Here is a 25760-nt window from a genome sequence, read left to right as displayed (position 1 = left end):
CGGCAAGGCCCGGTCTCGGGCAAGGGACCGGTCTCGGGCGAATGGGCCCGCCCGTCGGACGATTCGGGCGCTCTGATCGCAGGGCCTCCCCACGGGGCCACGCGCGCGTACGAGACCGCAGGGCCTCCCCACGGGACCTCGCCCTCTGATCGCACCCCCTCCCCTGCGTTCCCTGTGATCGCCACGGCACGCATACTCGGGGGGTGACCGCTTACGACGTCGTCGTGCTCGCCGGGGGGGCCGCCCGGCGGCTCGGCGGTGCGGACAAACCCGGGGTGCGTGTGGGCGGCCGGGCGCTGCTGGACCGGGTGCTGGCGGCCTGTGCCGACGCGCGGACGACCGTCGTAGTCGCCGACCCCCGGCCCACCGCGCGTCCCGTGACCTGGGCGCGTGAGGACCCGCCCGGCGGTGGTCCGTTGGCCGCGCTGGGCGCCGGGCTCGACCACACCACGGCACCGGATGTCGTCGTACTCTCCGCCGACCTGCCCTTCCTCGCCGTGGACACCGTCCGGCACCTGCTGACCGCCCTGCGCACGACCGGCGCCGAAGGGGCGCTGCTCACCGATGCCGAGGGCCGCGACCAGCCGCTCGTGGCGGCGTACCGCGCGTCCGCCCTGCGCCGCGAAATGGCCGCACTTACCGCTGGGCAGGCCACGGCCCCCGCCGGGCACGCCGCGGCCCCCGCCGGGCAGGCCGCTGGGCGCCCCGATCGCACCAGTCGCACTGGCCACACCGGACACACCGCTCCCACCGGCCTCGCCGGGCTCCCCCTTCGTCGCCTCACCGCAAGCTTGCATCTCACCCGGGTCCCGGACCCCGTCGCGTCCTTCGACTGCGACACCTGGGACGACATCGCCACCGCCAGGGCACGTATCAGGGAGCATGGGCACGTGTTGGATGAATGGATTTCCGCAGTCAAGGACGAGCTGGGCATCGATCTCGACGTCGACACCGGCGCCTTGCTCGACCTCGCGCGCGATGCCGCCCACAACGTGGCCAGGCCGGCGGCCCCGCTGACCACGTTCCTTGTCGGGTACGCGGCCGCACAGGCCGGGGGAGGTCCGCAGCAGGTGGCCGAACTCGCCCGCAGGGCCGCCGACCTCGCGCTCGGCTGGTCCGAGGAGTCCGCACAGGACGCCCCCGCCGCCGCCGAGGCGCCGGACGCTCCCGGCGCCACGCCCGGTACGGACGCCGGATGACCCCCCGGACCGGTGCGGACGCCAGGGACGCCGAGGATCTGGACGTCGAGGAGGTGCTCGCCCTCGTGAACGGCGACAACGGCCGTGCGTCCGCCGACCGGGCGCCCGCGCCGCAGCCCGCCTCACCTTCCGGCGCCCCCCGGCCCGATGCCGACCACCAGGCGACCGCCTGGCCCGAGGCCCGCGCCCTCGCCGGCCGCGCCGCCCGCGTCGGGGCCCGCCGCGCTCCCGTCTCCGTCCCCCTCGACGCCGCTCTCGGCCTCACCCTGGCCGCCCCTCTCACCGCCCTCACCGACCTGCCCTCCTTCGATACCTCCGCGATGGATGGCTGGGCGGTCGCCGGACCGGGCCCCTGGGACGTCCGGGAGGAGGGCGTGCTGGCCGGGCACGCGGAACCGCGGCCGCTCAGCGACGGCGAGGCCGTGCGGATCGCCACCGGCGCCAGGATCCCCCTGGACACCACCGCCGTCCTGCGCAGCGAGCACGGCCGTACGGACACCCAGGGCCGGCTGCACGCCACCCGCGAGACCAAGCACGGTCAGGACATCCGCCCCCGCGGCCAGGAGTGCCGCAGCGGCGACCAACTCCTGCCCGTCGGCACCCTCGTGACCCCGGCCGCCCTCGGACTCGCCGCGGCCGCCGGGTACGACACGCTCACCGCGGTCCCCCGGCCCCGCGTCGACGTCCTCGTCCTCGGCGACGAGTTGCTCACCGAGGGCCGCCCGCACGACGGCCTCATCCGTGACGCGCTCGGCCCGATGCTGCCGCCCTGGCTGCGCGCGCTGGGCGCCGAGGTGATCGCCGTACGGCGGCTCGGGGACGACGCCCAGGCCCTGCACAAGGCGATCACCACCTCCGACGCCGACCTGATCGTCACCACCGGCGGCACGGCGGCGGGCCCCGTCGACCATGTCCACCCCACCCTGAAGCGGATCGGTGCCGAACTCCTCGTCAACGGCGTCAAGGTGCGCCCTGGCCACCCCATGCTGCTGGCCCGCGTCAAGGAGAACCAGCACCTCGTCGGACTGCCGGGCAACCCCCTCGCCGCTGTCTCCGGTCTGCTGACGCTCGCCGAACCGCTGCTGCGGACGCTCGCGGCACGCCCCGCCCTGGAGCCGTACACCCTCCCCCTGCGGGAGGAAGCGCACGGGCATCCCTACGACACCCGGCTCATCCCCGTCGCCCTGCGCGGTGACAGTGCCCTCCCGCTGCGCTACAACGGCCCGGCGATGCTGCGCGGGATCGCGGCGGCGGATGCGCTGGCGGTCGTACCCCCCGGTGGTGCCCGTGCCGGTCAGGAGCTCGAACTGCTCGACCTGCCCTGGGCGTCCGCGGGAATCGAGGTGTGTTTCACGTGAAACTTCCGGGCCATGACGCGATCGCCCGTCAGGCGGACGAACATCTCGTGACCCATCGGGTGAAACTCCCGAGGAAGGTCGTGGAGCACCCGTTCCGGCAGGTGGCCAGGCGGGTCATCATGGCCCTGATGCTCCTGGTCGGCACCGCGCTGATCGTCTACGCCGATCGCGGTGGCTACAACGACAACTCCGACGGCTCGGTCGACCTTCTCGACGCCTTCTACTACGCGACCGTCACCCTTTCGACCACCGGCTACGGCGACGTCACCCCGGTCAGCGACGCCGCCCGGTTCATCAACATCTTCGTCATCACGCCCATGCGAGTGCTGTTCCTGATCATCCTGGTCGGCACCACGCTCGAGGTCCTCACCGAACGCACCCGGGAGGAATGGCGCCTGAACCGCTGGAGGTCCGCCTTGCGCGAGCACACCGTCGTCATCGGATTCGGCACGAAGGGGCGTTCGGCCATCCAGACCGTGTGTGCGACGGGGTTGAGGAAGGAGCAGGTCGTGGTGGTCGACCCCAGCTCCAAGGTGATCGACGCGGCCACGGCCGAGGGGTACGCGGGGATCGTCGGGGACGCCACGCGCAGCGAGGTGCTCAAGCGGGCCGAGGTGCACAAGGCCCGGAAGATCATCATCGCGACCCAGCGTGACGATACGGCGGTGCTGGTGACGCTGACGGCCCGGCAGCTCAACAAGAGCGCCAAGATCGTGGCCGCGGTGCGCGAGGAGGAGAACGCGCCGCTGCTGAAGCAGTCCGGCGCGGACGCGGTCATCACGAGTGCCAGCGCGGCCGGCCGGCTCCTCGGCCTGTCGGTGCTGAGCCCCGCCGCCGGCATGGTGATGGAGGACCTCATCCAGCAGGGCAGCGGGCTCGACATCGTCGAACGGCCGGTCATAAAGGCCGAGGTGGGCAGGAAGCCGCGGGACACGGAGGATCTGGTGGTGAGCATCGTCCGCGGGCACCGGGTGCTCGGGTACGACGATCCGGCCGTCGGATCACTGGAGCTGACGGACCGGCTGATCACCATCGTGCGGGCGACGCCGGGCTCGCAGATCGCGCCCGACGTACGCCCGCTGCCGCAGGACTGAGCGCTACTTGCGGTTGTAGAGCCGCATCGTGATCGGCCCGAAGACCGCGACGAACAGGCCCGACCACCCCAGCGACCAGGCGATCTCGTCGGCGGGCCAGTCGCCCGCCATGAGCCCGCGGACGGCCGAGGACAGATGGGTGATCGGACTGTTGTTGACGAACGCCTGGAGCCAGCCCGGCATGGTCTTCGGGTCGACGAAGACGTTGGACAGGAAGGTCAGCGGGAAGATCACCATCATGCTGACGCCCATGACCGACTTCTCGGTGCGCAGCATCAGCCCGAACATGGTCCAGATCCACGAGAACGCGAACGAAAACACCACCAGCAGTGCGATCCCGGCGAGGACGCCGACGACCCCGCCGTGGGGGCGGTACCCGAGGATCATGCCGACGGTGAGCATCACGACGGACGCGATCGTGTAGCGCAGGGCGTCACCCAGCAGATAGCCGACCATGGTCGACGGCCGCCAGATGGGCAGTGACCGGAAGCGGTCGAAGACGCCCTTCTCGATGTCGGTGTTCACCGAGACGCCGGTGTACATCGTGATCATCACGACCGACATCACCAGGATGCCCGGCAGCAGGAACTGGATGTACTCCTTCGGGGACCCGGCCAGGGCGCCCCCGAACAGGTACGTGTACATCAGCACCATCATGATCGGGAACGCCGTGACGTCGAAGAGCTGCTCCGGCACGTGCTTGATCTTCAGAATGGCCCGCCAGCCGAAGGTCAGCGAGGCCGACAGGGCGCTGGGCCGCGGCGGCCGCTCCCCGGTGACGAGCAGCGCGGCGAGCGATTCGGCGCTGACGGGGGCGAGGTCCTTCGCCTCGGTCTGTGTCACGGTGCTCATGCCGTCACCTCGTCCTTCGCGTGCTGAGCGTCGGTCGCGTCGTCGCGCGTGTCATGTCCGGTGAGGGCGAGGAACACCTCGTCCAGGCTGGGCTGGCCCAGCGAGAAGTTGTCGACCGTGATGCCGGTGCGGGCCAGTTCGGCAAGCGCGCGGGATGCCTGCCCGGCCGCGGAGTCGCTGTTCGCACCGCCGAGCCGGGCGGTCAGCGCGACCGGATCCGGCTCCAGCTGTACGTCCGTGTCGAGGGCCAGGCGCAGTACCCGCTCGGCCTCCGGCCGCTGCGCCGGGTCGCGCAGCCGCAGATGGACGGACCCGGCGCCGACGGACGCCTTCAGCTCGCCCTTGGTGCCCTCGGCGATCACCTTGCCGCGGTCGATGACGGCGATCCGGGACGCGAGCTGGTCGGCCTCGTCCAGGTACTGCGTGGTCAGCAGCACGGTGGTGCCCTGGGCGACGACCGCGCGCACGATGTCCCAGACCTGGTTGCGGCTGCGCGGGTCCAGGCCGGTCGTCGGCTCGTCGAGGAAGAGCAGGTCGGGGGTGTTGAGGATGGAGGCGGCGATGTCGATACGGCGCCGCATGCCGCCCGAGTAGTGTTTGACCTGCTTCGCCGCCGCGTCCGTCAGCCCGAAGGCCTCCAGGAGCTGTCCGGCGCGCGCCCGCGCCGCCTTCTTGTGGTGGCCGAGGAGACGGGCGAGCAGGATCAGGTTCTCGGCGCCGGTGAGGTCCTCGTCGACGGAGGCGTACTGACCGGTCAGGCTCACCCGGCCGCGCACTTCGTCGGCCTCACGGACGATGTCGTGGCCGAAGACGTGGGCCTGGCCGGCGTCGGGGCGCAGGAGGGTGGCGAGCATCTTCACGGTGGTCGTCTTGCCGGCGCCGTTCGGGCCGAGGACGCCGTAGACCGTGCCGGCGGGGACGGAGAGGTCCACTCCGTCCACGGCCCGGGTCTCGCCGAACGTCTTCACCAGTCCCGCCGTCTCGATGGCCAGGCCGGAGGTGTGCTGGCTCATGGTCGGGTTTCCTTCCGCGTGCTGGGGCCTGCGCGTGCGTGGGCTACGCATGGTGAGACCTTTACCGTCGCTCGAACTCATCGGTTCCGCACAGGGATTTCCGAGTGGATCCGCCCCATGACCGAGGTCTGCTCCGTCCGACGACCGAGGGGACTGCGGCCGGGGACGGAGGAGTAGCGTCGCCCTCATGCGTGCGATCACGATTCCCGAACCTGGTGGGCCCGAGTCGCTGGTGTGGAGCGAGGTCCCCGATCCGGTGCCCGGCGAGGGCGAGGTGCTGGTCGAGGTGGTGGCCAGTGCGGTCAACCGGGCCGACATCCTGCAACGCCAGGGCTTCTACGACCCGCCGCCCGGTTCCTGTCCGTATCCCGGCCTGGAGTGCTCCGGCCGCGTCGCCGAGATCGGACCCGGGGTCTCCGGCTGGGCCGTCGGCGACGAGGTGTGCGCACTGCTGTCCGGCGGGGGGTACGCCGAGAAGGTCGTCGTGCCGGCCGGTCAGCTGCTGCCGGTGCCCAAGGGGGTCGACCTCCGGCAGGCGGCCGCGCTGCCCGAGGTGACCTGCACGGTCTGGTCGAACGTCTTCATGATCTCCCACCTGCGTCCCGGTGAGACGCTGCTGGTGCACGGCGGCTCCAGCGGCATCGGCACGATGGCGATCCAGCTCGCCAAGGCCGTCGGCGCGAAGGTCGCGGTCACGGCGGGCACCAAGGAGAAGCTGGCGCACTGCGCGGACCTGGGCGCGGACGTGCTGATCAACTACCGGGAGCAGGACTTCGTGGCCGAGGTGAAGCAGGCCACGGGCGGTGCGGGGGCCGACGTCATCCTCGACAACATGGGCGCGAAATACCTCGACCGCAATGTGCGGACCCTCGCCGTCAACGGGCGCCTGGCGATCATCGGCATGCAGGGCGGCGTCAAGGGCGAACTGAACATCTCGGCCCTGCTGACCAAGCGGGCCGCGATCAGCGCGACCTCGCTGCGCGCCCGCCCGCTGACCGAGAAGACGACGATCGTCGCAGCGGTCCGCGAGCACGTCTGGCCGCTCCTGGACGGCGGCCACGTCCGTCCGGTCGTCGACCGGGAGATCCCGATGAGCGACGCGGCGGCGGCCCACCGGGTGGTGGAGGAGAGCGGGCACGTGGGGAAGGTGCTGCTGGTCGTTCAGTAGCGGCGCGAGCCCGGCGTTCGGCGCGCCGAACGCCGGGAGATCAGGTACCTACCCGCGCCGTACCCGCAGACCGATGAACGCCAGTCCCAGGCCCAGGCCGATCAGGACCAGTCCGCTGCCCAGCGGGAGGATGCGCAGGACGGGCTCGGTCGGCCGCTGGGCCTGGGACACGGGCCCGGTCGGCACGGCTTCGGCGGACGCGGCTTGCCGTGTCGGGGGCGGTACGGCGGTGGGGACTGCCTCGGGGGGCCGCCCGGCCTCGGCCTCGGCATCCACCTCCTCGGCCCCCGCATCCACCCGGCGTCCGGGGCGCTCTCGCCCCTCACCGGCCCGGCTCCCGGCACGGGACGGTGCGGCGCTGGGGGACACGGTGTCCAGCGCCACGATCCCGCGGCCGCTCGGCGCGGACTCCGCGCCGTATGAGCCCCCCGCACCCCACGACGTTCCCGCCGCCCCCAGGGCGACCAGCAGTCCCGTAGTGCATACCGCACGTAGCCATCGCGTCACGGAACCAGCGTCACACCGGGCCCGGATTCCGGCATTCCGGACGCCGCCGAAACACCGACCCGGAGGTCGAGGGCCCCACTCCGGGCCGGTGATCCGGGGCTCGACGGGGCTCACCCCCATGTCATACGTCCGGCCCAACCCCGCACCCCCGGCCCCCGCCCCGCCCGCAGAACCCTCCACCCCGACGGAAACAACCCCGCCGTGAACGGTGGATCAGCCTCCACCGGGGGCACCTCAGTGGTGAGGTGTACCGGTGCGAGAGAATGGCTGCATGGAGATGCCGAGGAACGAACGGTCGTCCGAGCAACCCCAGATCCTGGTCGTGGGCCAGGACGGAATGGCGCTCGGCGGCACCGGGGACGACGACTCCCGCGAGGTCCCGGTGACGGAGATGGTGGAGCAGCCCGCCAAGGTCATGCGGATCGGCAGCATGATCAAACAGCTTCTGGAGGAAGTGCGCGCCGCTCCTCTGGACGAGGCGAGCCGCGCCCGGCTCAAGGAGATCCACCGCAGTTCGGTGAAGGAGCTGGAGGACGGTCTGGCGCCGGAGCTCGTCGAGGAGCTGGAGCGGCTCTCCCTGCCGTTCTCGGACGGGTCGACTCCGAGCGATGCCGAACTGCGGATCGCACAGGCTCAGCTGGTCGGCTGGCTGGAGGGTCTCTTCCACGGGATCCAGACCACCCTGTTCGCCCAGCAGATGGCCGCGCGGGCGCAGTTGGAGCAGATGCGCCGGGCCCTGCCCCCGGGCGTCGGCCACGACGGCGAGGACGGCCCCGCGGCCGGCCGTTCGGGCGGTCCCTACCTGTAGGGCCGCCTGGCCCTGCCTGCAAGGCCCCTGGCCCTGTCCGCAAGGCCGCCGCCCCGCCCCGTGACACCCCACCCCGTAACACCCGTCCCGTACCCACAAAGAAAGGGGCCGGCGAGATCGCCGGCCCCTTCCCCATGTCTCACGCCCAGGTGATCAGCCTCTTGGGCTGTTCCAGGATCGCCGCCACGTCCGCCAGCACCTTGGAGCCCAGCTCACCGTCCACCAGACGGTGGTCGAAGCTGAGGGCCAGCGTGGTGACCTGACGCGGCTTCACCTTGCCCTTGTGCACCCACGGCTGGAGCTTGATGGCTCCGACCGCGAGGATGGCGGACTCGCCGGGGTTGAGGATCGGCGTACCGGTGTCGACGCCGAAGACGCCGACGTTGGTGATGGTGACCGTGCCGCCCTGCATGGCGGCGGGGGAGGTCTTGCCCTCCTTCGCCGTGGTCACCAACTCGCCCAGCGCCTGGGCCAGTTGCGGCAGGGTCTTGGCGTGCGCGTCCTTGATGTTCGGCACGATCAGACCGCGCGGGGTGGCCGCGGCGATGCCCAGGTTCACGTAGTGCTTCTGGACGATCTCCTGGTTCGCCTCGTCCCAGGACGCGTTGACGTCCGGGTTGCGCTTGATGGCGACCAGCAGGGCCTTGGCGATGAGCAGCAGCGGGTTCACCCGCAGCCCCTGCATCTCCTTGTCCTGCTTGAGCTCCTCGACCAGCTTCATCGTCCGCGTCACGTCCACGGTCACGAACTCGGTGACATGCGGCGCGGTGAACGCCGAGCCGACCATCGCCGCGGCCGTGGCCTTGCGCACCCCCTTGACCGGGACCCGGGTCTCGCGAGCCGTGTCGTACGTCGCCACGGGCGCGGGGGCCTGCGCGGGGGCCGGGGCGGTGGGCGCCGGCGTCTCGGTGACCGTCGGCTCCGGGGCCGCGGCCGCGTGTACGTCCTCGCGGGTGATGATGCCGTCGGGGCCGGACGGCACGACCGCCGCCAGGTCGACGCCGAGGTCCTTGGCCAGCTTGCGCACCGGCGGCTTCGCCAGCGGGCGCTCCCTGACGGCGGCGGCCACGGCGGGGGCGGCCACAGCGGCAGCGCCCCCGTGCCCGTTCAGCTCGCTCTGGACGGCCGCCGAGGCCTCCTGGACGGGGATCTGCGGGCCCTTGCGGGGGCGCCGCTTGGTGGAGGAGACGGCGACGCCGTAGCCGACGAGCACCGGCTGACGCCCTTCGGGCTTCTTCTCGGCCTCGGGCTCGGCCTCCGCGGGCACCCCGGCCGCACCCCCGGCCGTGGTCGCGGCCGTGTCCGGCGCCGCGGCCGGGGCCGCCCCGCCCGACACGTCCACCGCGATGATCGACGTGCCCACGTCGACCGTGGTGCCCTCCGGGAAGTGCAGGGAGCGCACCACCCCGTCGTAGGGGATGGGCAGTTCGACGGCCGCCTTGGCGGTCTCGACCTCACACACCACCTGGCCGTCGGTGACCTGGTCACCGGGCTGGACGTACCACTTGAGGATCTCGGCCTCGGTGAGGCCCTCGCCCACGTCCGGCATCTTGAACTCGCGTACGGACGCATCCGTCATCGTCGTCACGACCCTCTCCTCAGTACGCCAGGGCACGGTCGACGGCGTCGAGCACCCGGTCCAGTCCCGGCAGGTACTCGTCCTCCAGGCGCGCCGGCGGGTACGGGGCGTGGTAGCCGCCGACCCGGAGCACCGGGGCCTCCAGGTGGTAGAAGCAGCGTTCCGTGATCCGGGCGGCGATCTCCGCGCCGGAGCCGAAGAACACCGGCGCCTCGTGGACGACGACCAGCCGGCGCGTCTTCTCGACCGAGGCCTGGATGGCGTCGAAGTCGAGCGGGGACACCGAGCGCAGGTCCAGGACCTCCAGGTTCCTGCCCTCCTCGGCGGCCGCGGCGGCAACCTCCAGGCAGGTCTTGACCATCGGGCCGTAGGCGACGAGCGTGAGGTCGGTGCCCTCGCGGACCACCTGGGCCTTGTGCAGGGGGCCGGGGATGGCCTCGGTGTTGACCTCGCCCTTGTCCCAGTAGCGCCGCTTGGGCTCGAAGAAGATCACCGGGTCGTCGCTCTGGATGGCCTGCTGCATCATCCAGTACGCGTCCGAGGAGTTGCCGGGGCTGACGATCTTCAGACCCGCCACGTGCGCGAAGAGCGCCTCCGGGGACTCGGAGTGGTGCTCGACCGCGCCGATGCCACCGCCGTAGGGGATGCGGATGACGACCGGGAGCTTGACCTTGCCCAGGGAACGGGCGTGCATCTTGGCCAGCTGGGTGACGATCTGGTCGTAGGCCGGGAAGACGAAGCCGTCGAACTGGATCTCCACCACCGGGCGGTAGCCGCGCAGGGCCAGGCCGATCGCGGTGCCGACGATGCCGGACTCGGCGAGCGGGGTGTCGATCACCCGGGCCTCGCCGAAGTCCTTCTGCAGGCCGTCGGTGACGCGGAAGACGCCGCCGAGCTTGCCGACGTCCTCGCCCATGACGAGGACCTTGGGGTCGGTGTCCAGGGCGCGGCGCAGCGATTCGTTGATCGCCTTGGCCAGTGCCAGCTTTTCCGTCGCCATGATCAGACCCCCTCTTCCTCTGCGAACGACGCCTGGTAGGCGGCGAACTGGGCGCGCTCCTCGTCGACGAGCGCGTGTCCGTCGGCGTAGGCGTGCTCGAAGATCGCGAAGCGGTCCGGGTCGGGCATGGCGCGGACCGCCTCACGCACTCGCTTGCCCAACGCCTCGCTCTCGGCCTCGAGTTCCGCGAAGAATCCCTCGTCCGCGTGGTTTGAGGCCTCCAGGTACCGGCGAAGGCGCAGGATCGGGTCCTTCGCCTCCCAGGCCTGGCGCTCCTCGTCGCCGCGGTAGCGGGTGGGGTCGTCGGAGGTGGTGTGGGCGCCCATCCGGTAGGTGTACGCCTCGACCAGGGTCGGGCCCTCGCCGGCGCGGGCGCGTTCCAGGGCCCACTTGGTGACCGCGAGACAGGCCAGCACGTCGTTGCCGTCCACGCGCACGCCCGGGAAGCCGAAGCCCTGGGCGCGCTGGTAGAGCGGGACGCGGGTCTGCTTCTCGGTGGGCTCGGAGATCGCCCACTGGTTGTTCTGGCAGAAGAACACGACCGGGGCGTTGTAGACCGCGGAGAACGTGAACGACTCGGCGACATCGCCCTGGCTGGATGCGCCGTCACCGAAGTAGGCGATGACCGCGCTGTCCGCGCCGTCCTTGGTGATGCCCATCGCGTAGCCGGTGGCGTGCAGCGTCTGGGAGCCGATGACGATCGTGTACAGCTGGAAGTTGTTGCTGTTGGGGTCCCAGCCGCCGTTGTTCACGCCGCGGAACATGCCCAGCAGGTTCTCCGGCGGGACTCCGCGGCACCAGGCCACGCCGTGCTCACGGTAGGTCGGGAAGACGTAGTCGTCCTCGCGGGTGGCCCGGCCGGAGCCGATCTGGGCGGCCTCCTGGCCGAGCAGCGAGGCCCACAGGCCCAGCTCACCCTGGCGCTGCAGGGAGGTGGCCTCGGCGTCGAAGCGGCGGGTGAGCACCATGTCGCGGTACAGACCGCGCAGCTCATCGGGGGTGATGCCGGCGACGTACTTGTCGTACGTGGCGTCCTTGACGCGCTTGCCCTCGGGGGTCAGCAGCTGCACGAGCTCGGGCTCGGTGCCCGGCTGCTTCCTCGCGGTCGTGCGCTTGCCGGCCGTGCTCTTGGTACTGGCGCTGCGTCGCGATGTGCGCGCGGCAGTGCTCTCCACGGTCACGTGTGCTCCTCCGTCGGTCCGGCATCCCGGGTTCGCCGGGTGCCAGTGCGGCTCACCTGTGGCCCTGCGGACGCACGGGGTGGGTGCGGCTCGTTCGGGAACAGGCGTGACAGGTGCCCCAGCGAGCGCCCTGCACTATGGCACGTTACCCAGTGCTTCACATTTCTGTGAAACCCCTCCTGACCTGCGTTTTTGCTTGGATTTCCAAGTAAAATCGCAAAATCGGGAACAGCCGCTGGTCACAGCCTTGCAGGGGGCCGGAACAACGGCACGTTAACCCGGTGACCCAGGTCACGGGAAGAGTCCACCCGGGCTCACCTGGGGCGGGCCCGGAAAGCCTGTGTGAGACTGGCCCGGTGCGCGAAGACGGAAAAATCCGGGTATTTCTGCTTGACGACCACGAGGTGGTCCGGCGCGGCGTCCATGAACTGCTCTCGGTCGAGGCCGACATCGAGGTGGTCGGCGAGGCCGGTACGGCGGCCGACGCGCTGGTGCGGATCCCGGCCACCCGGCCCGATGTGGCGGTCCTCGACGTGCGGCTCCCGGACGGCAGCGGCGTGGAGGTCTGCCGGGAGATCCGCTCCGGGGACGAGAACGTCAAGTGCCTGATGCTGACCTCGTTCGCCGACGACGAGGCCCTCTTCGACGCGATCATGGCCGGCGCCTCGGGATACGTCCTGAAGGCCATCCGCGGCAACGAGCTCCTGACAGCCGTGCGCGACGTCGCGGCCGGCAGGTCCCTGCTCGACCCGGTGGCCACCGCGCGCGTGCTGGAACGGCTGCGGGACGGCGGCGCCAAGAGCGACGACCGGCTCGCCCACCTCACCGAGCAGGAGCGCAGGATCCTCGACCTGATCGGCGAGGGACTCACCAACCGCGCCATCGGCGAGCGGCTCCACCTCGCCGAGAAGACCATCAAGAACTACGTGTCGACCCTGCTGTCCAAGCTCGGCATGGAGCGGCGCTCGCAGGCGGCGGCGTACGTGGCCCGGATGCAGGTCGAGCGGCAGCGGCACTGAGACCGGCGGGCGGCGTCGGGCGCCCTGAAGAGCTGTGGGGCGGTCCAGGGACCAAAGCCTCTCCCGCGCGGGGCGGGCGCGGCCGACATTGGTGTCATGGCCTCCGACGAACGGCTCGCCCTCGATCTGCTCGCCCGCACCGACTACGGCAGGGTCGCCACCAGCATGCGCGCGCTGCCCTTCCTCGCCTTCGCCCGGCACCTCGTCGACGGTGGGCGCGTGCTGCTCCGGCTGCCCGGGAGCTGCGGCTACCACCACGCGTGCGCCGGCGGTGTCGTCGCGTACGGCGCGGACAACCTGAGTTCGGCGCGGCCGGGTGAGGGGCTGTGGTCCGTGCAGGTCGTGGGCGCGTGCACGGCGTACGAGCCGACGGCCGCCGAACTGCGGCGGTTCGGGCCGACGCCCCGGGTCGTGGACGGCGAGCCGTACGAGCCCGTCTATCTGCGCGTCGAGCCGCAGTTCGGCACGGTCCACTCGACCGACGGCGCCCTCGAAAGTCACTTCGCGCACGTGCCGTGACCGAATGCGACTGTCTGTGACAACGCCCAGCTCACAGGCCCGCCTGGTGCCCTACCATCTGGCGCGTGCCGCGCTCTTGTGTACCACCCCCCACGTCTCACGCGCCCCCGTTGCGCGCCCTCCTCAACCAGTACGCCGCCGGTTCCGCGGTCACCTGCGACCCCGTCGAGCAGGGACTGCTGAACCGCGGCTACCGCCTCCGCACGACCCGCGGCCGCTACTTCCTCAAGCACCACTTCGACCCCGACACCGCCGACCCGGTCGCCATCGAACGCCGGCACCGCGCCACCCAGCGCCTGGCCGACCTCGGCGTCCCCGTGGCCCCGCCCCTGCCCGCCCATGACGGCCGTACGGTCGCCGTCGTCGGCGGCCACGCCTACGCCCTGCACCCCTGGATCGAGGGCCGCCACCGCGACGGGGGCCAGCTCACACCGGACCAGTGCGGGCGCCTGGGAGCGCTGCTCGGGGCCGTGCACGCCGCCCTGGAGCGCGTGATGCCGCCGACAGGGCGTACCCGCCCCGCCGACGGCCCCCACCCGGTGCACAGCGCCGACCCCGCCGACACCTTCGCCCTCATCGACGACCTGCTCACCCGCGTCCGCCGGCACCGCCCCGCCGACCCCTTCGACGAGCTCGCCCGGCACCGGCTGCTGGAGCGGCGGGCACTGCTGGAGCGGCACGCGGACCGGCGTCCGCCGCGGGGCGGGTGCGTGGGCTGGGTGCACGGCGACTTCCACCCGTTCAACCTGCTCTACCGGGGTGACGCGCCCGCCGCGATCGTCGACTGGGACCGGCTCGGGGTGCAGCCGCGCGCGGAGGAGGCCGTACGTGCCGCCGCGATCTTCTTCGTCCGGCCCGTAGGGACGCTGGACCTGCCGAAGGTACGGGCGTACGCGCGCGCGTACCGGCGTACGGCGGGGGCCACGCCCTCGGAGCTGGCCGCGGCCGTGCACCGGGTGTGGTGGGAGCGGCTCAACGACTTCTGGATGCTGCGCTGGCACTACGAGCGCGGCGACACCCGCGCGGACCCCCAGTTCCCGGCGGCCTCGGCGCTGGTGGTGTGGTGGACGCGGGAGTACGAGTCGGTGTGCGCGGCGTTCGCGGACTAGCCGCGGCCGGAGCGGCACGCGCGCGTGCCGGGCCGCCGCCTGGAGAAACGCCACGCGCGCGTGCCGCCCGTTTCCGGGACGCACGCGCGCGTCAAGGGGGAACCGGTCACTGATCCCCGACGCCGCCGGTGTCCGCGCCGCCGTCGGCCTCGCCGCCGCCGCTCGTGTCGGTCGGCTCGGCGGTGTCGGTCGGCTCGGCGGTGTCCGTCGGCTCGTCGGTCGGTTCCGTGGTCGTCGGGTCGCCGGTCGGCTCGGTCGCCGTCGCCGAGGGGGTCGCGGACGGCGTGTACGACGGCGTGGGCGTCGAGTTCCAGGACGAACCGCCGCTGGAGGTGCCCTCGTCGGTCTGCTCCTCGGTCGCCTCGTCCGTCGGATCGTCGCTCGGCGACTCGCTGGTCGTCTTCGAGGGCTTGGTCGAGGTGGTCGGGGACTGGGTGGTGCTGTCACCCGCGCCGCCGCCTCCGCCGTGGTTCAGCGCCAGCGCGACGCCCGCCGCGATGGCGATCACCGCGAGGACGGCGAGGATCCACAGCTTGCCGCGGCCGCCGCCCCGGTTGCCGTGGCCCTCGAAGCCGCCGTCGTCCCCGCCGCCGTAGCCGGTGGGCAGGATCTGCTGCGGGATCTGGGTGGTGCCGGCGGCCCCGGGGTGCTGCATCACGGAGGTCTGGGCGAAGCCGCCCGCCGGGGTCTGCCGGCCCTCGTGCAGCGCGACCGGCCCGGTGTTCCAGGTGCCGGTGTGGCTGCCCTGCTCGTACAGCATCTGGAGCCCGTACTGGACGAGCCCGCGCATCTCCTCGGCCGTCTGGAACCGGTCGTCCGGCTCCTTGGCGAGCGAGCGCATGACCAGGCCGTCGAGCTCCGGCGGCGAGGCGTCGGAGACCTCCGACGGCGGCGTCGGGATGTCCTGGACGTGCTGGTAGACGACCGACAGCGGGGTCTCACCGGTGAACGGGGGCCGCAGCGCGAGGAGTTCGTACAGCAGGCAGCCCGTCGCGTACAGGTCGGAGCGGTGGTCCACCGCCTTGCCGAGCGCCTGCTCGGGCGAGAGGTACTGCGGGGTGCCCATGACCATGCCGGTCTGCGTCATCGTCGTGGACGCGCCGTGCAGGGCGCGGGCGATGCCGAAGTCCATCACCTTCACGGCGCCGTTGTCGGTGATGATGACGTTGGCGGGCTTGATGTCGCGGTGCACGATGCCGTGCTGGTGCGAGTAGGCGAGCGCCTCCAGCACCCCGGAGACGATGATCAGGGCCTGCTCGGGCCCGGGCGCCTCGGCGTTGATCAGGAGGTCCCGGATCGTGCGGCCCTCGACGATCTCCATGACGATGTACGGGACGCTCTGGCCGCCCACGAAGTCCTCGCCGGAGTCGTACACGGCGACGATCGCGTGGTGGTTGAGGCCGGCCACCGACTGGGCCTCGCGCGTGAAGCGGGCCTTGGAGACCGGGTCCTCGGCGAGGTCGGCGCGCAGCAGCTTGACCGCCACGGTACGGCCCAGCCGTACGTCCTCGGCGGCGAAGACCTCGGCCATGCCGCCGCGGCCGAGCCTGCGGGTCAGCCGGTATCGGCCGTCGCCGACCAGCCCGCCGTTACCCCACAGCTCCGGCGCATCCGACATCCCGCCGCCAGCCGCCTCGGGGTCGGACGGGCCCTGAGCGCGCTGCTGCTGTGCCATCAGTCCTCGCCGTCGTTTCTGCCCGCGGTGCGCGCGGTGTTGTTACGGTCTCCGTCGGCCACGCTACAGCCTCCGCGCAAGCCTCCGGTCCGGGATGGGTCCGGGGGCCGGTCCGAGACGGACCGGTCATCAAAGCGATAGCACGCGCTGTCGTGCAAATCCTGTGTACCGGGCGTACGCCCCCTGTAACGCTTCCGCGACGCTTCTTTCGCGTACGGTCACGGAACGGGCACCCGGCTTGACCTGTCAGTGCCGTGGGGCAGACTTGGCCGGGAATGAGCCATTCGATCAATGACAGTCGGGCCGGCGCCTGATGGCCGATGGGGGACACGGAACATGAGCCAGGACGGCGCACACGGCCGGTACGCGGGGCGGACGATCGCCAACAACCGCTATCAGCTGCGCGACTTGCTCGGCGAGGGCGGTATGGCCTCGGTGCACCTCGCGCACGACACCGTGCTCGACCGTCCCGTCGCGATCAAGACGCTCCACACCGAGCTGGGCCGCGAGCAGGCCTTCCGTGAGCGCTTCCGCCGCGAGGCGCAGGCGGTGGCCAAGCTCACCCACACCAACATCGTCTCGGTCTTCGACACCGGCGAGGACGACCTCGCCGGCACGACGATGCCGTACATCGTCATGGAGTACGTCGAGGGCCGGCCGCTGGGCTCGGTGCTCGACGAGGACATCCGGCAGCACGGCGCGATGCCCGCCGACAAGGCGCTGAAGATCACCGCGGATGTGCTGGCGGCGCTGGAGATCAGCCACGAGATGGGTCTGGTCCACCGCGACATCAAGCCCGGCAACGTGATGATGACCAAGCGCGGCGTGGTCAAGGTCATGGACTTCGGCATCGCGCGCGCCATGCAGTCGGGCGTCACCTCGATGACCCAGACCGGCATGGTGGTCGGCACCCCGCAGTACCTGTCGCCGGAGCAGGCGCTGGGCCGCGGTGTGGACGCCCGCTCCGACCTCTACTCCGTCGGCATCATGCTGTTCCAACTGGTCACCGGGCGGCTGCCGTTCGACGCGGACTCCCCGCTGGCGATCGCGTACGCGCATGTGCAGGAGGAGCCGGTCGCGGCCTCCTCGATCAACCGCGCGCTGCCCCCGGCCGTGGACGCCCTGATCGCCCGCGCCCTGAAGAAGAACCCGAACGAGCGCTTCCCGAGCGCCGAGGCCATGCGCACCGAGTGCCTGCGGGTGGCGGCGTCCTTCCAGCCCGCCGCGCCGAGCATCGTCCCCGGCGCGCAGACGGCGAGCGGGGCGGGCGTGGGCTCGGCGGTGTTCCCGCCGGTGGACCAGGCCACCCCGGCGCCCACGGGGCCCGTCCAGACGCCGTACCAGCCGACACCGAACCCGTTCGGCACCCCGCCGCCCTCGACCCATTCCCCGGCCTACGGCTATCCCCAGCAGGGCGGGTACCAGACGCCGGCGCCGAACGCGTACGCCTCGACCCCGCCGCCGTACACCATCGCCCCGCAGCAGGCATCGCCCGCGGGCGGCGGTCGCAAGAGCAACAAGCCGGTCGTCATCGGCTCGATCGTCGTCTCCCTCGTGGCGGCCGGCGGCCTGATCGCGGCGCTGACGCTGGGCGGGGGCGGGACGGGCGACGACGCGGGCGGCGACACCACACCGTCCACCTCGTCGACGCCGGCGGGGCACCGGGACGGGGACCCGGCCCGGACGGTCGAGACGACCGTGTGCACCGAGCCGCAGGAGTCGTACAACGACCCCGATCTCGTGCGGGTGCCGGACTTCCAGTTCAAGAACTGGGACTCGGTTCTCAAGTGCATTCAGGCCGCGGGGTGGAATTACGACCCGACCGAGGTGGACGAGAACACGTACGGGGAAGGCACCGTCATGCGGCAGTCCCCGAAGGCGGGTACCGACGTCGACCCGAAAAACGTGGATATCCAATTCGATATCTCGTCGGGCAACCCGCCGTGATCTGGGCTTTCTTGCACCTGACGACCCGTCCGGCCTAATGTGTGCATGTCAATCGTAAGAACTTGGAGAGACATATGCACACACGCAAGGCAGGGCTCCTCACCGCAGGCGCGCTTGCGGCGGTCCTGATCCCCCTTGCGGCGAGTCCGGCCGCGGCAGCAGGCGCGAGCGCCTCCTGCTCGGTCACGGGGGGAACCGGGTCCGCCAGCTGGACCTGGGTCAGCAGGACCAAGATCAATCCGCTCTCGATCACCGTGAAGGACAACAAGGCCGACGGATACCACCCGGCCGTCCGACTGGTGACGTACACGGGCAGCACGGTCAAGCACTGGTCCTGGCACCACGTCTACGGCGGGAACGGCGCCTCCGAGACGTGGAACACCTCCGCTGAGGACAGCCGCGGCATCAAGCACGCCGGCGTCGAGGTACAGCTCTACGACGGCAGCACCGAGGTGAACAAGGCCGGGCTCACCGTCAACTGCTACTCCGGCGGGGAGTTCAACCCGTACTTCTGACATCAGGAGTCGAGGGTTCTCGGCCGGTGGAATGACGAACCGGTGGAATGACGAAGGGGCCTGCAGCCGCAGGCCCCTTCCTCTGCTTCACGCACACATGCCGCGTGTCAGCTGATCTTCGCGTAGCCGTAGGTGATGAGCTTCTTCACGTCCGCGGTGCGGTTGGGCTCGTCGGGCGCGGTGAGGACCGTGCCGATCACCGACTCGCCGTTGAGCGTGGCGGCGAAGATGAGGCAGTACTTGGCCTCGGTGCCGGAACCGGTCTTCACGCCGATCGTGCCGTTCCAGCCGAGCAGGAGGTTGGTGTTCTTCCACGCCGCCATGGTGCGGGTGGAGCCCGTCTTCGTGATCGTCTTCGCCGTGTACTGCTTGGTCTTGACGACGGACTTGAAGGTGGAGCTCTTCATCGCGCTGCGGGCGAGCTTCGTCAGGTCGCGCGGCGTGGAGGCGTTGGCGCCCCTGCTGATGCCGTCGAACGAGTCGAACTTGGTGTTGGCCATGCCCAGGCTCTTGGCCATGGTGTTCATCTTGCCGATGAAGTTCTTGGTGCGGGCCGCGACGGTCGTGCCCGAACCGTACTTGTCGGCCAGCGCCATCGCGGCGTCGCAGCCCGACTTCAGCAGCATCCCGTAGAGCAGCTGGCGGACGGTGACCTTGTCACCGACGATCAGACCCGCCGACGAGGCGCCGTTGGCGACGATGTAGTCGCTGTACGCCTTCTTGATGGTGACCTTGGAGTCCAGGTTCAGGTTCGACTGCGAGAGGACGACCTTCGCGGTCATGACCTTCGTGGTGGACGCGGTGAGCCGCTTGGTGTCGGGCGACTTGGAGAAGAGCGTCGCGCCGGTGGCGCTGTTCATCAGGAACCCGCCCTTGGCGGTGATGGTCGGCGCGGTGACCGCCTGCGCGGGTGCCGCGGTGAGGGCTCCGGTGGCGAACACCGCGCCGGTGGTCACGGCCACGGCGACGGCTCTGCGGATGCGAATGCCCTGAATGCCGGTAATCAAGTGAGGTACCCCGAATACGTTGAATGCCCCTGGTGTGCGGCCGAGTTGAGTGCGAAAGCAGTGGGGCCGCATGTGTCTGACGTCTAAGTAGCACAGAAGGTTGTGCCGCCGTTGGGGCGGGATGGGGTTTCTCGGTCGGGAGTCTGCCGGGAGGGGCCCGGGGGTCCGCATGATGGACCGCTCCCCTTGATGCGTACGTGATGTATCTATGATGTGCGCATGCCTTCAGCGCCTCCCGCCGTGTCCTCCGCCGACCGCGTCTACGACCACGTCAAGCAGGGCGTCCTGGAGCGCCGCTACGAGGGCGGGACCCTGCTCACCGAGGGCGAGCTCGCCGAGGCCGTCGGGGTCTCGCGGACGCCGGTGCGCGAGGCGCTGCTGCGGCTCCAGGTGGAGGGGCTGATCAAGCTCTACCCGAAGAAGGGCGCGCTGGTCCTGCCCGTCTCCGCGCAGGAGATCGCGGACGTGGTCGAGACCCGCCAGCTCGTCGAGGAGCACGCCGCCCGCAAGGCCGTCCCCGCCTCGCCGCTGCTCATCGCCCGGCTCGAGGAACTCCTCGCCCGGCAGAAGGAACAGGCCGCCGCCGGGGACCTCGCGGGCGCCGCCGTCACCGACCGCTGCTTCCACGCCGAGATCGTCCGCAGCGGCGGCAATGAGATCCTCTCCCGCCTCTACGACCAACTGCGCGACCGGCAGCTGCGGATGGGCGTCGCCGTGATGCACGCCCACCCCGACCGCATCACCAAGACCCTCGTCGAGCACGAGCAGATCCTCGACGCCCTGCGCTCCGGTGACGCGGAGGCGGTCGTCGCTCTGATCCACGGGCACGTCGAGTGGTTCTCCCATCTGGCCCGGGGGGAGGTCCGATGAACACCGGCCTTCCGGGTGACCCTCCGGGCGGCCGCCGCGCGATCGCCGTCTGGGGCATAGGCGTCTCCGTCTACTTCGTCGCCGTCATCTTCCGTACGTCGCTGGGGGTGGCCGGCCTCGACGCCGCCGACCGCTTCCATGTGAACGCCTCCGCGCTGTCCACCTTCTCGATCCTCCAGCTCCTCGTGTACGCGGGCATGCAGATACCCGTGGGCCTGCTCGTCGACCGGCTCGGCACCAAGAAGGTGCTGACCCTCGGCGTGGTGCTGTTCACGGCCGGACAGCTCGGCTTCGCCTTCTCCCCCTCCTACGGCACGGCCCTCGCCTCGCGCGCGCTGCTGGGCTGCGGTGACGCGATGACGTTCATCAGCGTGCTGCGGCTGGGCAGCCGTTGGTTCCCCGCCCGGCGCGGACCGATGGTCGCGCAGTTCGCGGGGCTGGTCGGCATGGCGGGCAACCTGGTGTCGACCCTGGTCCTGGCCCGGCTGCTGCACGGCATCGGCTGGACGGCCGCCTTCGCGGGCAGCGCGCTCGCCGGTGTGGTCGTCCTGGTCCTGCTGCTGCTCTTCCTCAAGGACCACCCCGAGGGACACGAGCCGGAACCCCTCTCGCACCAGGGCGCGGCCTATGTCCGCCGCCAGATCGTCGCGTCCTGGCGGGAGCCGGGCACCCGGCTGGGACTGTGGGTGCACTTCACCACCCAGTTCCCCGCGATGGTCTTCCTGCTGCTGTGGGGACTGCCGTTCCTGGTCCAGGCACAGGGCCTGTCCCGGGCGACCGCCGGCGAACTGCTCACCCTCGTCGTGCTGTCGAACATGGTGATCGGACTGGTCTACGGCCAGGTCGTCGCCCGGCACCACGAGGCGCGGCTGCCGCTGGCGCTGGGGACCGTGGGGGCGACGGCGCTGGTCTGGGCGGCGACGCTGGCCTACCCGGGCGAGCACGCGCCGATGTGGCTGCTCGTGGTGCTCTGCACGGTGCTGGGCGCGTGCGGGCCGGCCTCGATGATCGGCTTCGACTTCGCACGGCCGGCGAACCCGCCGCAGCGGCAGGGAACCGCGTCCGGCATCACCAACATGGGCGGGTTCGTCGCGTCGATGACGACCCTGTTCGCCGTCGGGGTGCTGCTGGACGCGACCGGGGACGACTACCGGGTCGCGTTCTCCGCGGTGTTCGTCCTCCAGGCGCTGGGGATCAGCCAGATCCTGCGGCTGCGCGGGCGGACGATCCGCCGGGAGCGGGAGCGGCTGGTGGCGAGCCGGGTGGAGACGGTGCACGTCCCGGCGTAGCGCACGGGGCGGCCGCCCCGCCCCGTCCTCCGGGTCACACGGGTTCTCTGTCATACACCGCCCGGCCGCACGCCGTGGCGAAATCCCTGATCTTTCGCTCGCAATCGCGAACATCCCTGCGTGAGTTGGAAAGTTCGATTTGCTCCGCCCTACGTTCCGCAGCGGAGGTGGTTCATATGATCGAACCCAGCAAGCATCAGCCCGACCCCCGGACGCAGCGCGACGCGATCGACGTCAGCGACTTCGTGTACGCGGCCACCGGAGCCCGCGTCCGGAGGTTGACGATGCCGGACGGGACGCACTGGTTCCCGGCGGTGGACGTCTGCAAGCAACTGGGGCACAGCAACTCTCGACAGGCTCTCGCCGACCATGTTCCGGCAGACCAGCGAGAGACACTCGAGACCGTAACTGGAGCTTACGGTCTCAGCATTCCCGCAGGTAGAGAGTGGCGTCGAGACCTGAATGTCATCTCACTCCAAGGTCTCATCCGACTCGTCAACGCCTGCACCAAGCCTGCCTGTGTCCCCTTCAAGGAGTGGGCCACGGAGGTCATCGTGACCGTCCAGCGCGAGGGCTCCTACACCCTCGAAGAGGCCGAGGTGCAGTCCGCCGAACCGGGCGCGCCGATCACCTACGCGATGCCGGAGCAGGTCGCGGAGGCCATCGTCCGGCTGGAGGCGCACAACCTCCAGCTGGACGAGGAACTCGCCGCCGCCCAGCACGAATCGCTCGCGGTGCAGAAGGAGATCCTGTCGACGCAACGAGACATGCTGGAGTTGCAACGCACCACGCTTGAGTTGCAACGCGCGGCCCTGGTCGCCCTGCAGGCGATGGCCCACGCCATGGAGCGGATCGCGAACCGGCTCGACGTCCTCACCATCGACCGTCCCGCACCCGCCCCCGACCTCTCCGCCCAGCCGACCACCGAGGCCGTACTGGCCGACTGGCGGCGGCGGCTCTCCGTGACCGCGGACGTCTGGGCGGTGGCGGTGGTGATCGCTCCCGTGCTGGTCGAGGAGGGTGAACTGCGGCAGCCGCTCGACTCGCTCGCCGCTCGCACCGGTCTGTCGGTCCACCGCGTCAACGAATGCCTGCGCCTGCTGCGCAAGCACGCCTGCATCCACCCGCGCGGCGGTGACGAGGACGGGACGCCCATCTACGTGCTCAAGCGCTCCTGATCGAGTCCGCGCACACAGGTGAAGGGGCGGCCGCAATCCGACGTTGCGGCCGTCCCTTCGGGTTGCAACCTACCGCTGCGGAGCGCCCCGGCGTGACTACTGCGTGACCGTGAAGTTCCGCAGGATCGCCGCCGTCAGGGCCGGGTCGCCCTCCGTCTTCAGCCGGTCCGACACCGCCTCCGCGCTCACGCGGCCGCAAGCGAGACGGACGTAGGTCTCCCAGTCGAGGCTGAGGGTGGCGGCCGGGCCGAGGGCGGGGACCGTCTCCAGGGTGCCGCGGCCGTGGATGTCGACGCGGATCGTGCGCAGGAACTCCACCGGCCCGTGCACGTCGAGGACGATCGCCGAGCTGCGCGGGGCGTCGGCCTTCTCGGCGACCACGGCGGGCAGTTCGGCGAGCAGGACGTCACGGGCGACGTGCGCGCCGGGGGAGTCGAGGTTGCCGGGGCGGCCGAGGGCGGCACGCAGGTCCTGTTCGTGCACCCAGACGTCGAAGGCGTGCTTGCGCATGGACTCTTCGAGAGTGAGTTCGGTGCCGAGGGGGCCGCGGACCTTGGTGCCCGGGTCCCGCGACTCGTTGCGCAGCTGGCGGTTGCGGCGGATGATCACGTACTCCAGCTCGGAGGTCATCTCCGGCGCGGTGTGGTGACGGCGGACGTCGACCTGCATCTCCATGTAGCGCTGGTGCTCGTTGGTGACGTGGAAGAGGTCACGCGGCAGGCTGTGGATGGGCCGCGGGTCGCCGAGCATCTCGCAGTCCAGGCCGATGACATGGGAGACCACGTCCCGCACCGACCACCCCGGGCACGGGGTGCGCCCGTTCCACTCTCCCTCCACCAGTGGGCCCACCAGCTCGGATATCGCTTCGATGGAGTGGGTCCAGGCGTCGGCGTAGGGCTGAAGGGTGGGATGCAGACTCACGGAACAAGACCCCTCGCGGTCGGAGCACGGGCTGGTGGTGGCGGCGTTGCCAGTAGGAGGTGCGGCTGTCGGTGGCGTCTCGGAACTCCCCCACTTCTCGACTACGCTCGAACCGGGGGGACCCCCCAAAGTTACGCTGCTGCGAGACACCCCGGCAGTGCTTTCGTGTGACGATCGTAGGCCCGTGTGGACGGCTCGAATGCCAGGACGGTGGTAGTGTGCGCGCCTCGTTGCTTCAGATCGCCGTAAGTGAGGGCGAATCAGTCGAATCGCGCCGACGGCGGGTCGCCTCTCTGGTACGGGAACAGGCCGGTGCTGATCTGGTCGTGCTGCCGGAACTGTGGACCACCGGCGCGTTCGCCTACGAGGGGTTCGCCGCCGAGTCCGAGCCCGTCGACGGGCCGACGTACGAGGCCATGGCGAAGGCCGCCAGCGACGCGGGCGTCTGGCTGCACGCGGGCTCGATCCCCGAGCGGGCCGACGACGGGGCGCTCTACAACACCTCTCTCGTCTTCTCCCCCTCCGGCGACCTGATCGCCGCCTACCGCAAGATCCACCGCTTCGGCTTCGACAAGGGCGAGGCCGTGCTGATGGGCGCGGGCCGGGACCTGGTGACGGTCCGGCTGCCCGAGACCACCCTGGGCCTCGCCACCTGCTACGACCTCCGCTTCCCCGAACTCTTCCGCGGTCTCGTCGACGCCGGTGCCGAGACCCTGGTGATCCCGGCGGGCTGGCCGGAGCGCCGCCGGGCGCACTGGACGCTGCTGGCCCAGGCGCGGGCGGTCGAGAACCAGGCGTTCGTGCTCGCCTGTGGAACGGCCGGGACCCACGCGGGAGTTCCGCAGGCCGGTCACTCGATCGTGGTCGATCCGTGGGGCGAGGTGCTGGCCGAGGCGGGCGCCGAGGAGGAGGTCCTCACCGTGCGGCTCGACCCCGGCAAGGTGGCCGTGACCCGCGATCAGTTCCCGGCCCTGAAGGACCGGATGCTCGGCCTCGACCCGCCCCGACGCTGATCCCCCGGGTACCTCAGTCGGACTCCCGTTCCTTCTCGGCGAGGTGGATCACGCACACCGTCACGGCGATCAGCAGCGCCGGGTCCGCGTCCTCCCGTACGACGTCCACGCCGTAGGTCTCCCGCACGTGCAGCCACCGGCGGGAGACCACGGCGAGCAGCTCACCGTCGTACTCGATGGCGAACTCCCGGTCCAGGATCTTGCCGCTGACGTCGAGTTCGGTTTTGCCGTCCGCCAGGGCCACCCGGTAGTGGTTGCGCAGCAGGGACAGGCGCTTGCGCTTGATGGTGGCCAGGGGCTCGCCGTCCCGCTCGATCAGCATGGTGTCCCGGAGGGCGAGCATCTTCTGCCGGATGTCGATCAGGACGCGGCCCCGGGTGTCCTTCAGCTCGAAGGTGTCGCGCAGCCGCATGGCCTTGCCGTCGACGAGGAACGCCTTGGTGCCCTGGTCGTCCTCGATCCAGTAGTCGTCACCGATGCCGAGGAGCCGGTCGCGTACGAGGAATCTCATGCCCTACCGCTTCCCCGCCCGGCGCAGTGGGACGCGGACGCTAGGCCGACGGGCTGATACCCGGTGCGCACCGCACCCGCGCACCGGCTGCCGGCCTCCGCCACCCCGCCCGAACTGCCCGGCGAGGGCGAGGGCCAGGGAGCGGGCACCGAACTCTCCCGCACCCCGCAGCCATCGATCAGGCGCCGTAACCGTCGCTGTAGCCGTCCCGGCGTCCGGGGTGCCGCTCTTCGATGACCGGTGTGCTGGGCGGTACCACCACGCGCCGCCGCTTGGCGATGCTGCTGAACGTCGCGACGCCGATCAAACCGGCGATCATGAAGATGACTCCGACCAGGTCGAGGTTGACCCCTTGCATGTCCCAGTCGGTCGCGAACGTGAGGATGGCTCCCGCGGCGATGAGGATGATGCATCCGCCGAGGCCCATG

At 70.9% G+C, this 25760-nt stretch carries 25 protein-coding genes; 14 read left to right on the top strand and 11 right to left on the bottom strand.

All coding sequences use genetic code 11. The features are described from left to right. Nucleotides 1–203 precede the first annotated feature (203 nt). Genes ACZ56U_RS08015 through ACZ56U_RS08005 form a run of 3 tightly spaced genes read left to right on the top strand, consistent with a single transcriptional unit; the run spans nt 204 to nt 3651 of the window. On the top strand, nt 204–1199 hold the full coding sequence (locus ACZ56U_RS08015) for an NTP transferase domain-containing protein (protein WP_469083185.1): 996 nt from the start codon (nt 204–206) through the stop codon (nt 1197–1199). After that, nucleotides 1196–2557 carry a molybdopterin molybdotransferase MoeA gene (locus tag ACZ56U_RS08010; protein WP_469083184.1) on the top strand — a complete coding sequence of 454 codons (1362 nt, stop codon included), beginning with the start codon at nt 1196–1198 and terminating at the stop codon, nt 2555–2557. The genes ACZ56U_RS08015 and ACZ56U_RS08010 overlap by 4 nt, the downstream gene beginning before the upstream one ends. Continuing rightward, nucleotides 2545–3651: a potassium channel family protein gene (locus ACZ56U_RS08005; protein ID WP_469083183.1), complete on the top strand. Its 1107-nt coding sequence runs from the start codon at nt 2545–2547 to the stop codon at nt 3649–3651. The genes ACZ56U_RS08010 and ACZ56U_RS08005 overlap by 13 nt, the downstream gene beginning before the upstream one ends. A gap of 3 nt (nt 3652–3654) precedes the next feature. On the opposite strand, the gene ACZ56U_RS08000 is transcribed toward ACZ56U_RS08005, so the two are convergent. Next, entirely contained in the window at nt 3655–4503 is an 849-nt protein-coding gene (locus tag ACZ56U_RS08000) for an ABC transporter permease (RefSeq protein WP_469083182.1), read from the bottom strand. After that, nucleotides 4500–5516, bottom strand: coding sequence for an ATP-binding cassette domain-containing protein (locus ACZ56U_RS07995; protein WP_469083181.1), 1017 nt, complete (start codon nt 5514–5516; stop codon nt 4500–4502). The genes ACZ56U_RS08000 and ACZ56U_RS07995 overlap by 4 nt, the downstream gene beginning before the upstream one ends. A gap of 187 nt (nt 5517–5703) precedes the next feature. Here ACZ56U_RS07995 and ACZ56U_RS07990 point away from each other — a divergent pair, with 187 nt between their 5' ends. Further along, a complete protein-coding gene (locus ACZ56U_RS07990) occupies nt 5704–6684 on the top strand; it encodes an NAD(P)H-quinone oxidoreductase (RefSeq protein WP_469083180.1) in 981 nt (326 codons plus the stop codon). Nucleotides 6685–6732: 48 nt separating this feature from the next. On the opposite strand, the gene ACZ56U_RS07985 is transcribed toward ACZ56U_RS07990, so the two are convergent. Next, a complete protein-coding gene (locus tag ACZ56U_RS07985; RefSeq protein ID WP_469083179.1) occupies nt 6733–7191 on the bottom strand; it encodes a hypothetical protein in 459 nt (152 codons plus the stop codon). Nucleotides 7192–7462: 271 nt separating this feature from the next. Between ACZ56U_RS07985 and ACZ56U_RS07980 the strand changes: the two genes are divergently transcribed. Further along, nucleotides 7463–7999 (top strand): bacterial proteasome activator family protein, encoded by a 537-nt coding sequence (locus ACZ56U_RS07980; protein ID WP_469083178.1) that lies wholly within the window; start codon nt 7463–7465, stop codon nt 7997–7999. Nucleotides 8000–8138: 139 nt separating this feature from the next. Here the strand turns inward: ACZ56U_RS07980 and ACZ56U_RS07975 are convergent, their stop codons facing one another. From ACZ56U_RS07975 to pdhA, 3 genes are read right to left on the bottom strand one after another with little or no spacing between them, the layout of a single operon-like run. Next, nucleotides 8139–9587, bottom strand: a complete 1449-nt coding sequence (locus tag ACZ56U_RS07975) for a dihydrolipoamide acetyltransferase family protein (RefSeq protein ID WP_469083177.1) — start codon at nt 9585–9587, stop codon at nt 8139–8141. A 10-nt stretch (nt 9588–9597) separates the two neighbouring features. Continuing rightward, nucleotides 9598–10578 carry an alpha-ketoacid dehydrogenase subunit beta gene (locus tag ACZ56U_RS07970; protein WP_469083176.1) on the bottom strand — a complete coding sequence of 327 codons (981 nt, stop codon included), beginning with the start codon at nt 10576–10578 and terminating at the stop codon, nt 9598–9600. 2 nt (nt 10579–10580) lie between these two features. After that, nucleotides 10581–11759, bottom strand: coding sequence for a pyruvate dehydrogenase (acetyl-transferring) E1 component subunit alpha (gene pdhA / locus ACZ56U_RS07965; protein WP_469083175.1), 1179 nt, complete (start codon nt 11757–11759; stop codon nt 10581–10583). Between the two features lie 356 nt (nt 11760–12115). Between pdhA and ACZ56U_RS07960 the strand changes: the two genes are divergently transcribed. From ACZ56U_RS07960 to ACZ56U_RS07950, 3 genes are all read left to right on the top strand, one after another. Next, complete coding sequence (locus tag ACZ56U_RS07960) at nt 12116–12778, top strand: response regulator (RefSeq protein ID WP_469083174.1); 663 nt, start codon at nt 12116–12118, stop codon at nt 12776–12778. Nucleotides 12779–12874: 96 nt separating this feature from the next. Beyond that, nucleotides 12875–13297, top strand: coding sequence for a pyridoxamine 5'-phosphate oxidase family protein (locus ACZ56U_RS07955; RefSeq protein ID WP_469083173.1), 423 nt, complete (start codon nt 12875–12877; stop codon nt 13295–13297). Between the two features lie 110 nt (nt 13298–13407). Continuing rightward, a complete protein-coding gene (locus ACZ56U_RS07950) occupies nt 13408–14406 on the top strand; it encodes a phosphotransferase (protein ID WP_469083172.1) in 999 nt (332 codons plus the stop codon). A 106-nt stretch (nt 14407–14512) separates the two neighbouring features. On the opposite strand, the gene ACZ56U_RS07945 is transcribed toward ACZ56U_RS07950, so the two are convergent. Further along, complete coding sequence (locus ACZ56U_RS07945) at nt 14513–16081, bottom strand: protein kinase domain-containing protein (RefSeq protein ID WP_469083171.1); 1569 nt, start codon at nt 16079–16081, stop codon at nt 14513–14515. A gap of 336 nt (nt 16082–16417) precedes the next feature. On the opposite strand from ACZ56U_RS07945, the gene ACZ56U_RS07940 reads away from it, so the two are divergent. Together ACZ56U_RS07940 and ACZ56U_RS07935 are read left to right on the top strand one after the other, a co-directional pair. Beyond that, nucleotides 16418–18028: a protein kinase domain-containing protein gene (locus tag ACZ56U_RS07940; RefSeq protein ID WP_469083170.1), complete on the top strand. Its 1611-nt coding sequence runs from the start codon at nt 16418–16420 to the stop codon at nt 18026–18028. Nucleotides 18029–18102: 74 nt separating this feature from the next. Beyond that, complete coding sequence (locus tag ACZ56U_RS07935) at nt 18103–18543, top strand: hypothetical protein (protein ID WP_469083169.1); 441 nt, start codon at nt 18103–18105, stop codon at nt 18541–18543. Nucleotides 18544–18650: 107 nt separating this feature from the next. Here ACZ56U_RS07935 and ACZ56U_RS07930 read toward each other — a convergent pair whose 3' ends face one another. After that, entirely contained in the window at nt 18651–19499 is an 849-nt protein-coding gene (locus ACZ56U_RS07930; RefSeq protein WP_469083406.1) for a D-alanyl-D-alanine carboxypeptidase family protein, read from the bottom strand. A 270-nt stretch (nt 19500–19769) separates the two neighbouring features. Here ACZ56U_RS07930 and ACZ56U_RS07925 point away from each other — a divergent pair, with 270 nt between their 5' ends. From ACZ56U_RS07925 to ACZ56U_RS07915, 3 genes are all read left to right on the top strand, one after another. After that, entirely contained in the window at nt 19770–20420 is a 651-nt protein-coding gene (locus ACZ56U_RS07925; RefSeq protein WP_469083168.1) for a GntR family transcriptional regulator, read from the top strand. After that, nucleotides 20417–21709: an MFS transporter gene (locus ACZ56U_RS07920; protein WP_469083167.1), complete on the top strand. Its 1293-nt coding sequence runs from the start codon at nt 20417–20419 to the stop codon at nt 21707–21709. Before ACZ56U_RS07925 ends, ACZ56U_RS07920 begins: the two co-directional genes overlap by 4 nt. A 176-nt stretch (nt 21710–21885) precedes the next feature. Next, complete coding sequence (locus tag ACZ56U_RS07915; protein ID WP_469083166.1) at nt 21886–22887, top strand: BRO-N domain-containing protein; 1002 nt, start codon at nt 21886–21888, stop codon at nt 22885–22887. Nucleotides 22888–22983: 96 nt separating this feature from the next. Here ACZ56U_RS07915 and ACZ56U_RS07910 read toward each other — a convergent pair whose 3' ends face one another. Next, complete coding sequence (locus ACZ56U_RS07910) at nt 22984–23808, bottom strand: maleylpyruvate isomerase family mycothiol-dependent enzyme (RefSeq protein WP_469083165.1); 825 nt, start codon at nt 23806–23808, stop codon at nt 22984–22986. Between the two features lie 218 nt (nt 23809–24026). On the opposite strand from ACZ56U_RS07910, the gene ACZ56U_RS07905 reads away from it, so the two are divergent. Beyond that, the gene (locus ACZ56U_RS07905) at nt 24027–24821 is read left to right on the top strand and encodes a carbon-nitrogen family hydrolase (protein WP_469083164.1); all 795 of its coding nucleotides are present in this window, start codon (nt 24027–24029) and stop codon (nt 24819–24821) included. Between the two features lie 13 nt (nt 24822–24834). Here the strand turns inward: ACZ56U_RS07905 and ACZ56U_RS07900 are convergent, their stop codons facing one another. Continuing rightward, nucleotides 24835–25332: an LURP-one-related/scramblase family protein gene (locus tag ACZ56U_RS07900; RefSeq protein ID WP_469083163.1), complete on the bottom strand. Its 498-nt coding sequence runs from the start codon at nt 25330–25332 to the stop codon at nt 24835–24837. Between the two features lie 178 nt (nt 25333–25510). After that, on the bottom strand, nt 25511–25759 hold the full coding sequence (locus ACZ56U_RS07895) for a hypothetical protein (protein WP_469083162.1): 249 nt from the start codon (nt 25757–25759) through the stop codon (nt 25511–25513). Nucleotide 25760: the final 1 nt, after the last annotated feature.

It is taken from the genome of Streptomyces sp. NPDC034103 (assembly GCF_055575395.1).
Note: the sequence above shows the minus strand (reverse complement) of the source record. Positions and strands in the feature narration are given on the sequence as shown.

What these genes read in the sequence shown, in the direction of transcription:
- ACZ56U_RS08010 (WP_469083184.1), top strand. Translation starts at nt 1,196, where the DNA reads ATGACCCCCCGGACCGGTGCGGACGCCAGGGACGCCGAGGATCTGGAC.
- ACZ56U_RS08000 (WP_469083182.1), bottom strand. Translation starts at nt 4,503, where the DNA reads ATGAGCACCGTGACACAGACCGAGGCGAAGGACCTCGCCCCCGTCAGC.
- ACZ56U_RS07995 (WP_469083181.1), bottom strand. Translation starts at nt 5,516, where the DNA reads ATGAGCCAGCACACCTCCGGCCTGGCCATCGAGACGGCGGGACTGGTG.
- ACZ56U_RS07990 (WP_469083180.1), top strand. Translation starts at nt 5,704, where the DNA reads ATGCGTGCGATCACGATTCCCGAACCTGGTGGGCCCGAGTCGCTGGTG.
- ACZ56U_RS07980 (WP_469083178.1), top strand. Translation starts at nt 7,463, where the DNA reads ATGGAGATGCCGAGGAACGAACGGTCGTCCGAGCAACCCCAGATCCTG.
- ACZ56U_RS07970 (WP_469083176.1), bottom strand. Translation starts at nt 10,578, where the DNA reads ATGGCGACGGAAAAGCTGGCACTGGCCAAGGCGATCAACGAATCGCTG.
- ACZ56U_RS07955 (WP_469083173.1), top strand. Translation starts at nt 12,875, where the DNA reads ATGGCCTCCGACGAACGGCTCGCCCTCGATCTGCTCGCCCGCACCGAC.
- ACZ56U_RS07945 (WP_469083171.1), bottom strand. Translation starts at nt 16,081, where the DNA reads ATGGCACAGCAGCAGCGCGCTCAGGGCCCGTCCGACCCCGAGGCGGCT.
- ACZ56U_RS07940 (WP_469083170.1), top strand. Translation starts at nt 16,418, where the DNA reads ATGAGCCAGGACGGCGCACACGGCCGGTACGCGGGGCGGACGATCGCC.
- ACZ56U_RS07935 (WP_469083169.1), top strand. Translation starts at nt 18,103, where the DNA reads ATGCACACACGCAAGGCAGGGCTCCTCACCGCAGGCGCGCTTGCGGCG.
- ACZ56U_RS07925 (WP_469083168.1), top strand. Translation starts at nt 19,770, where the DNA reads ATGCCTTCAGCGCCTCCCGCCGTGTCCTCCGCCGACCGCGTCTACGAC.
- ACZ56U_RS07920 (WP_469083167.1), top strand. Translation starts at nt 20,417, where the DNA reads ATGAACACCGGCCTTCCGGGTGACCCTCCGGGCGGCCGCCGCGCGATC.
- ACZ56U_RS07915 (WP_469083166.1), top strand. Translation starts at nt 21,886, where the DNA reads ATGATCGAACCCAGCAAGCATCAGCCCGACCCCCGGACGCAGCGCGAC.
- ACZ56U_RS07900 (WP_469083163.1), bottom strand. Translation starts at nt 25,332, where the DNA reads ATGAGATTCCTCGTACGCGACCGGCTCCTCGGCATCGGTGACGACTAC.
- ACZ56U_RS07895 (WP_469083162.1), bottom strand. Translation starts at nt 25,759, where the DNA reads ATGGGCCTCGGCGGATGCATCATCCTCATCGCCGCGGGAGCCATCCTC.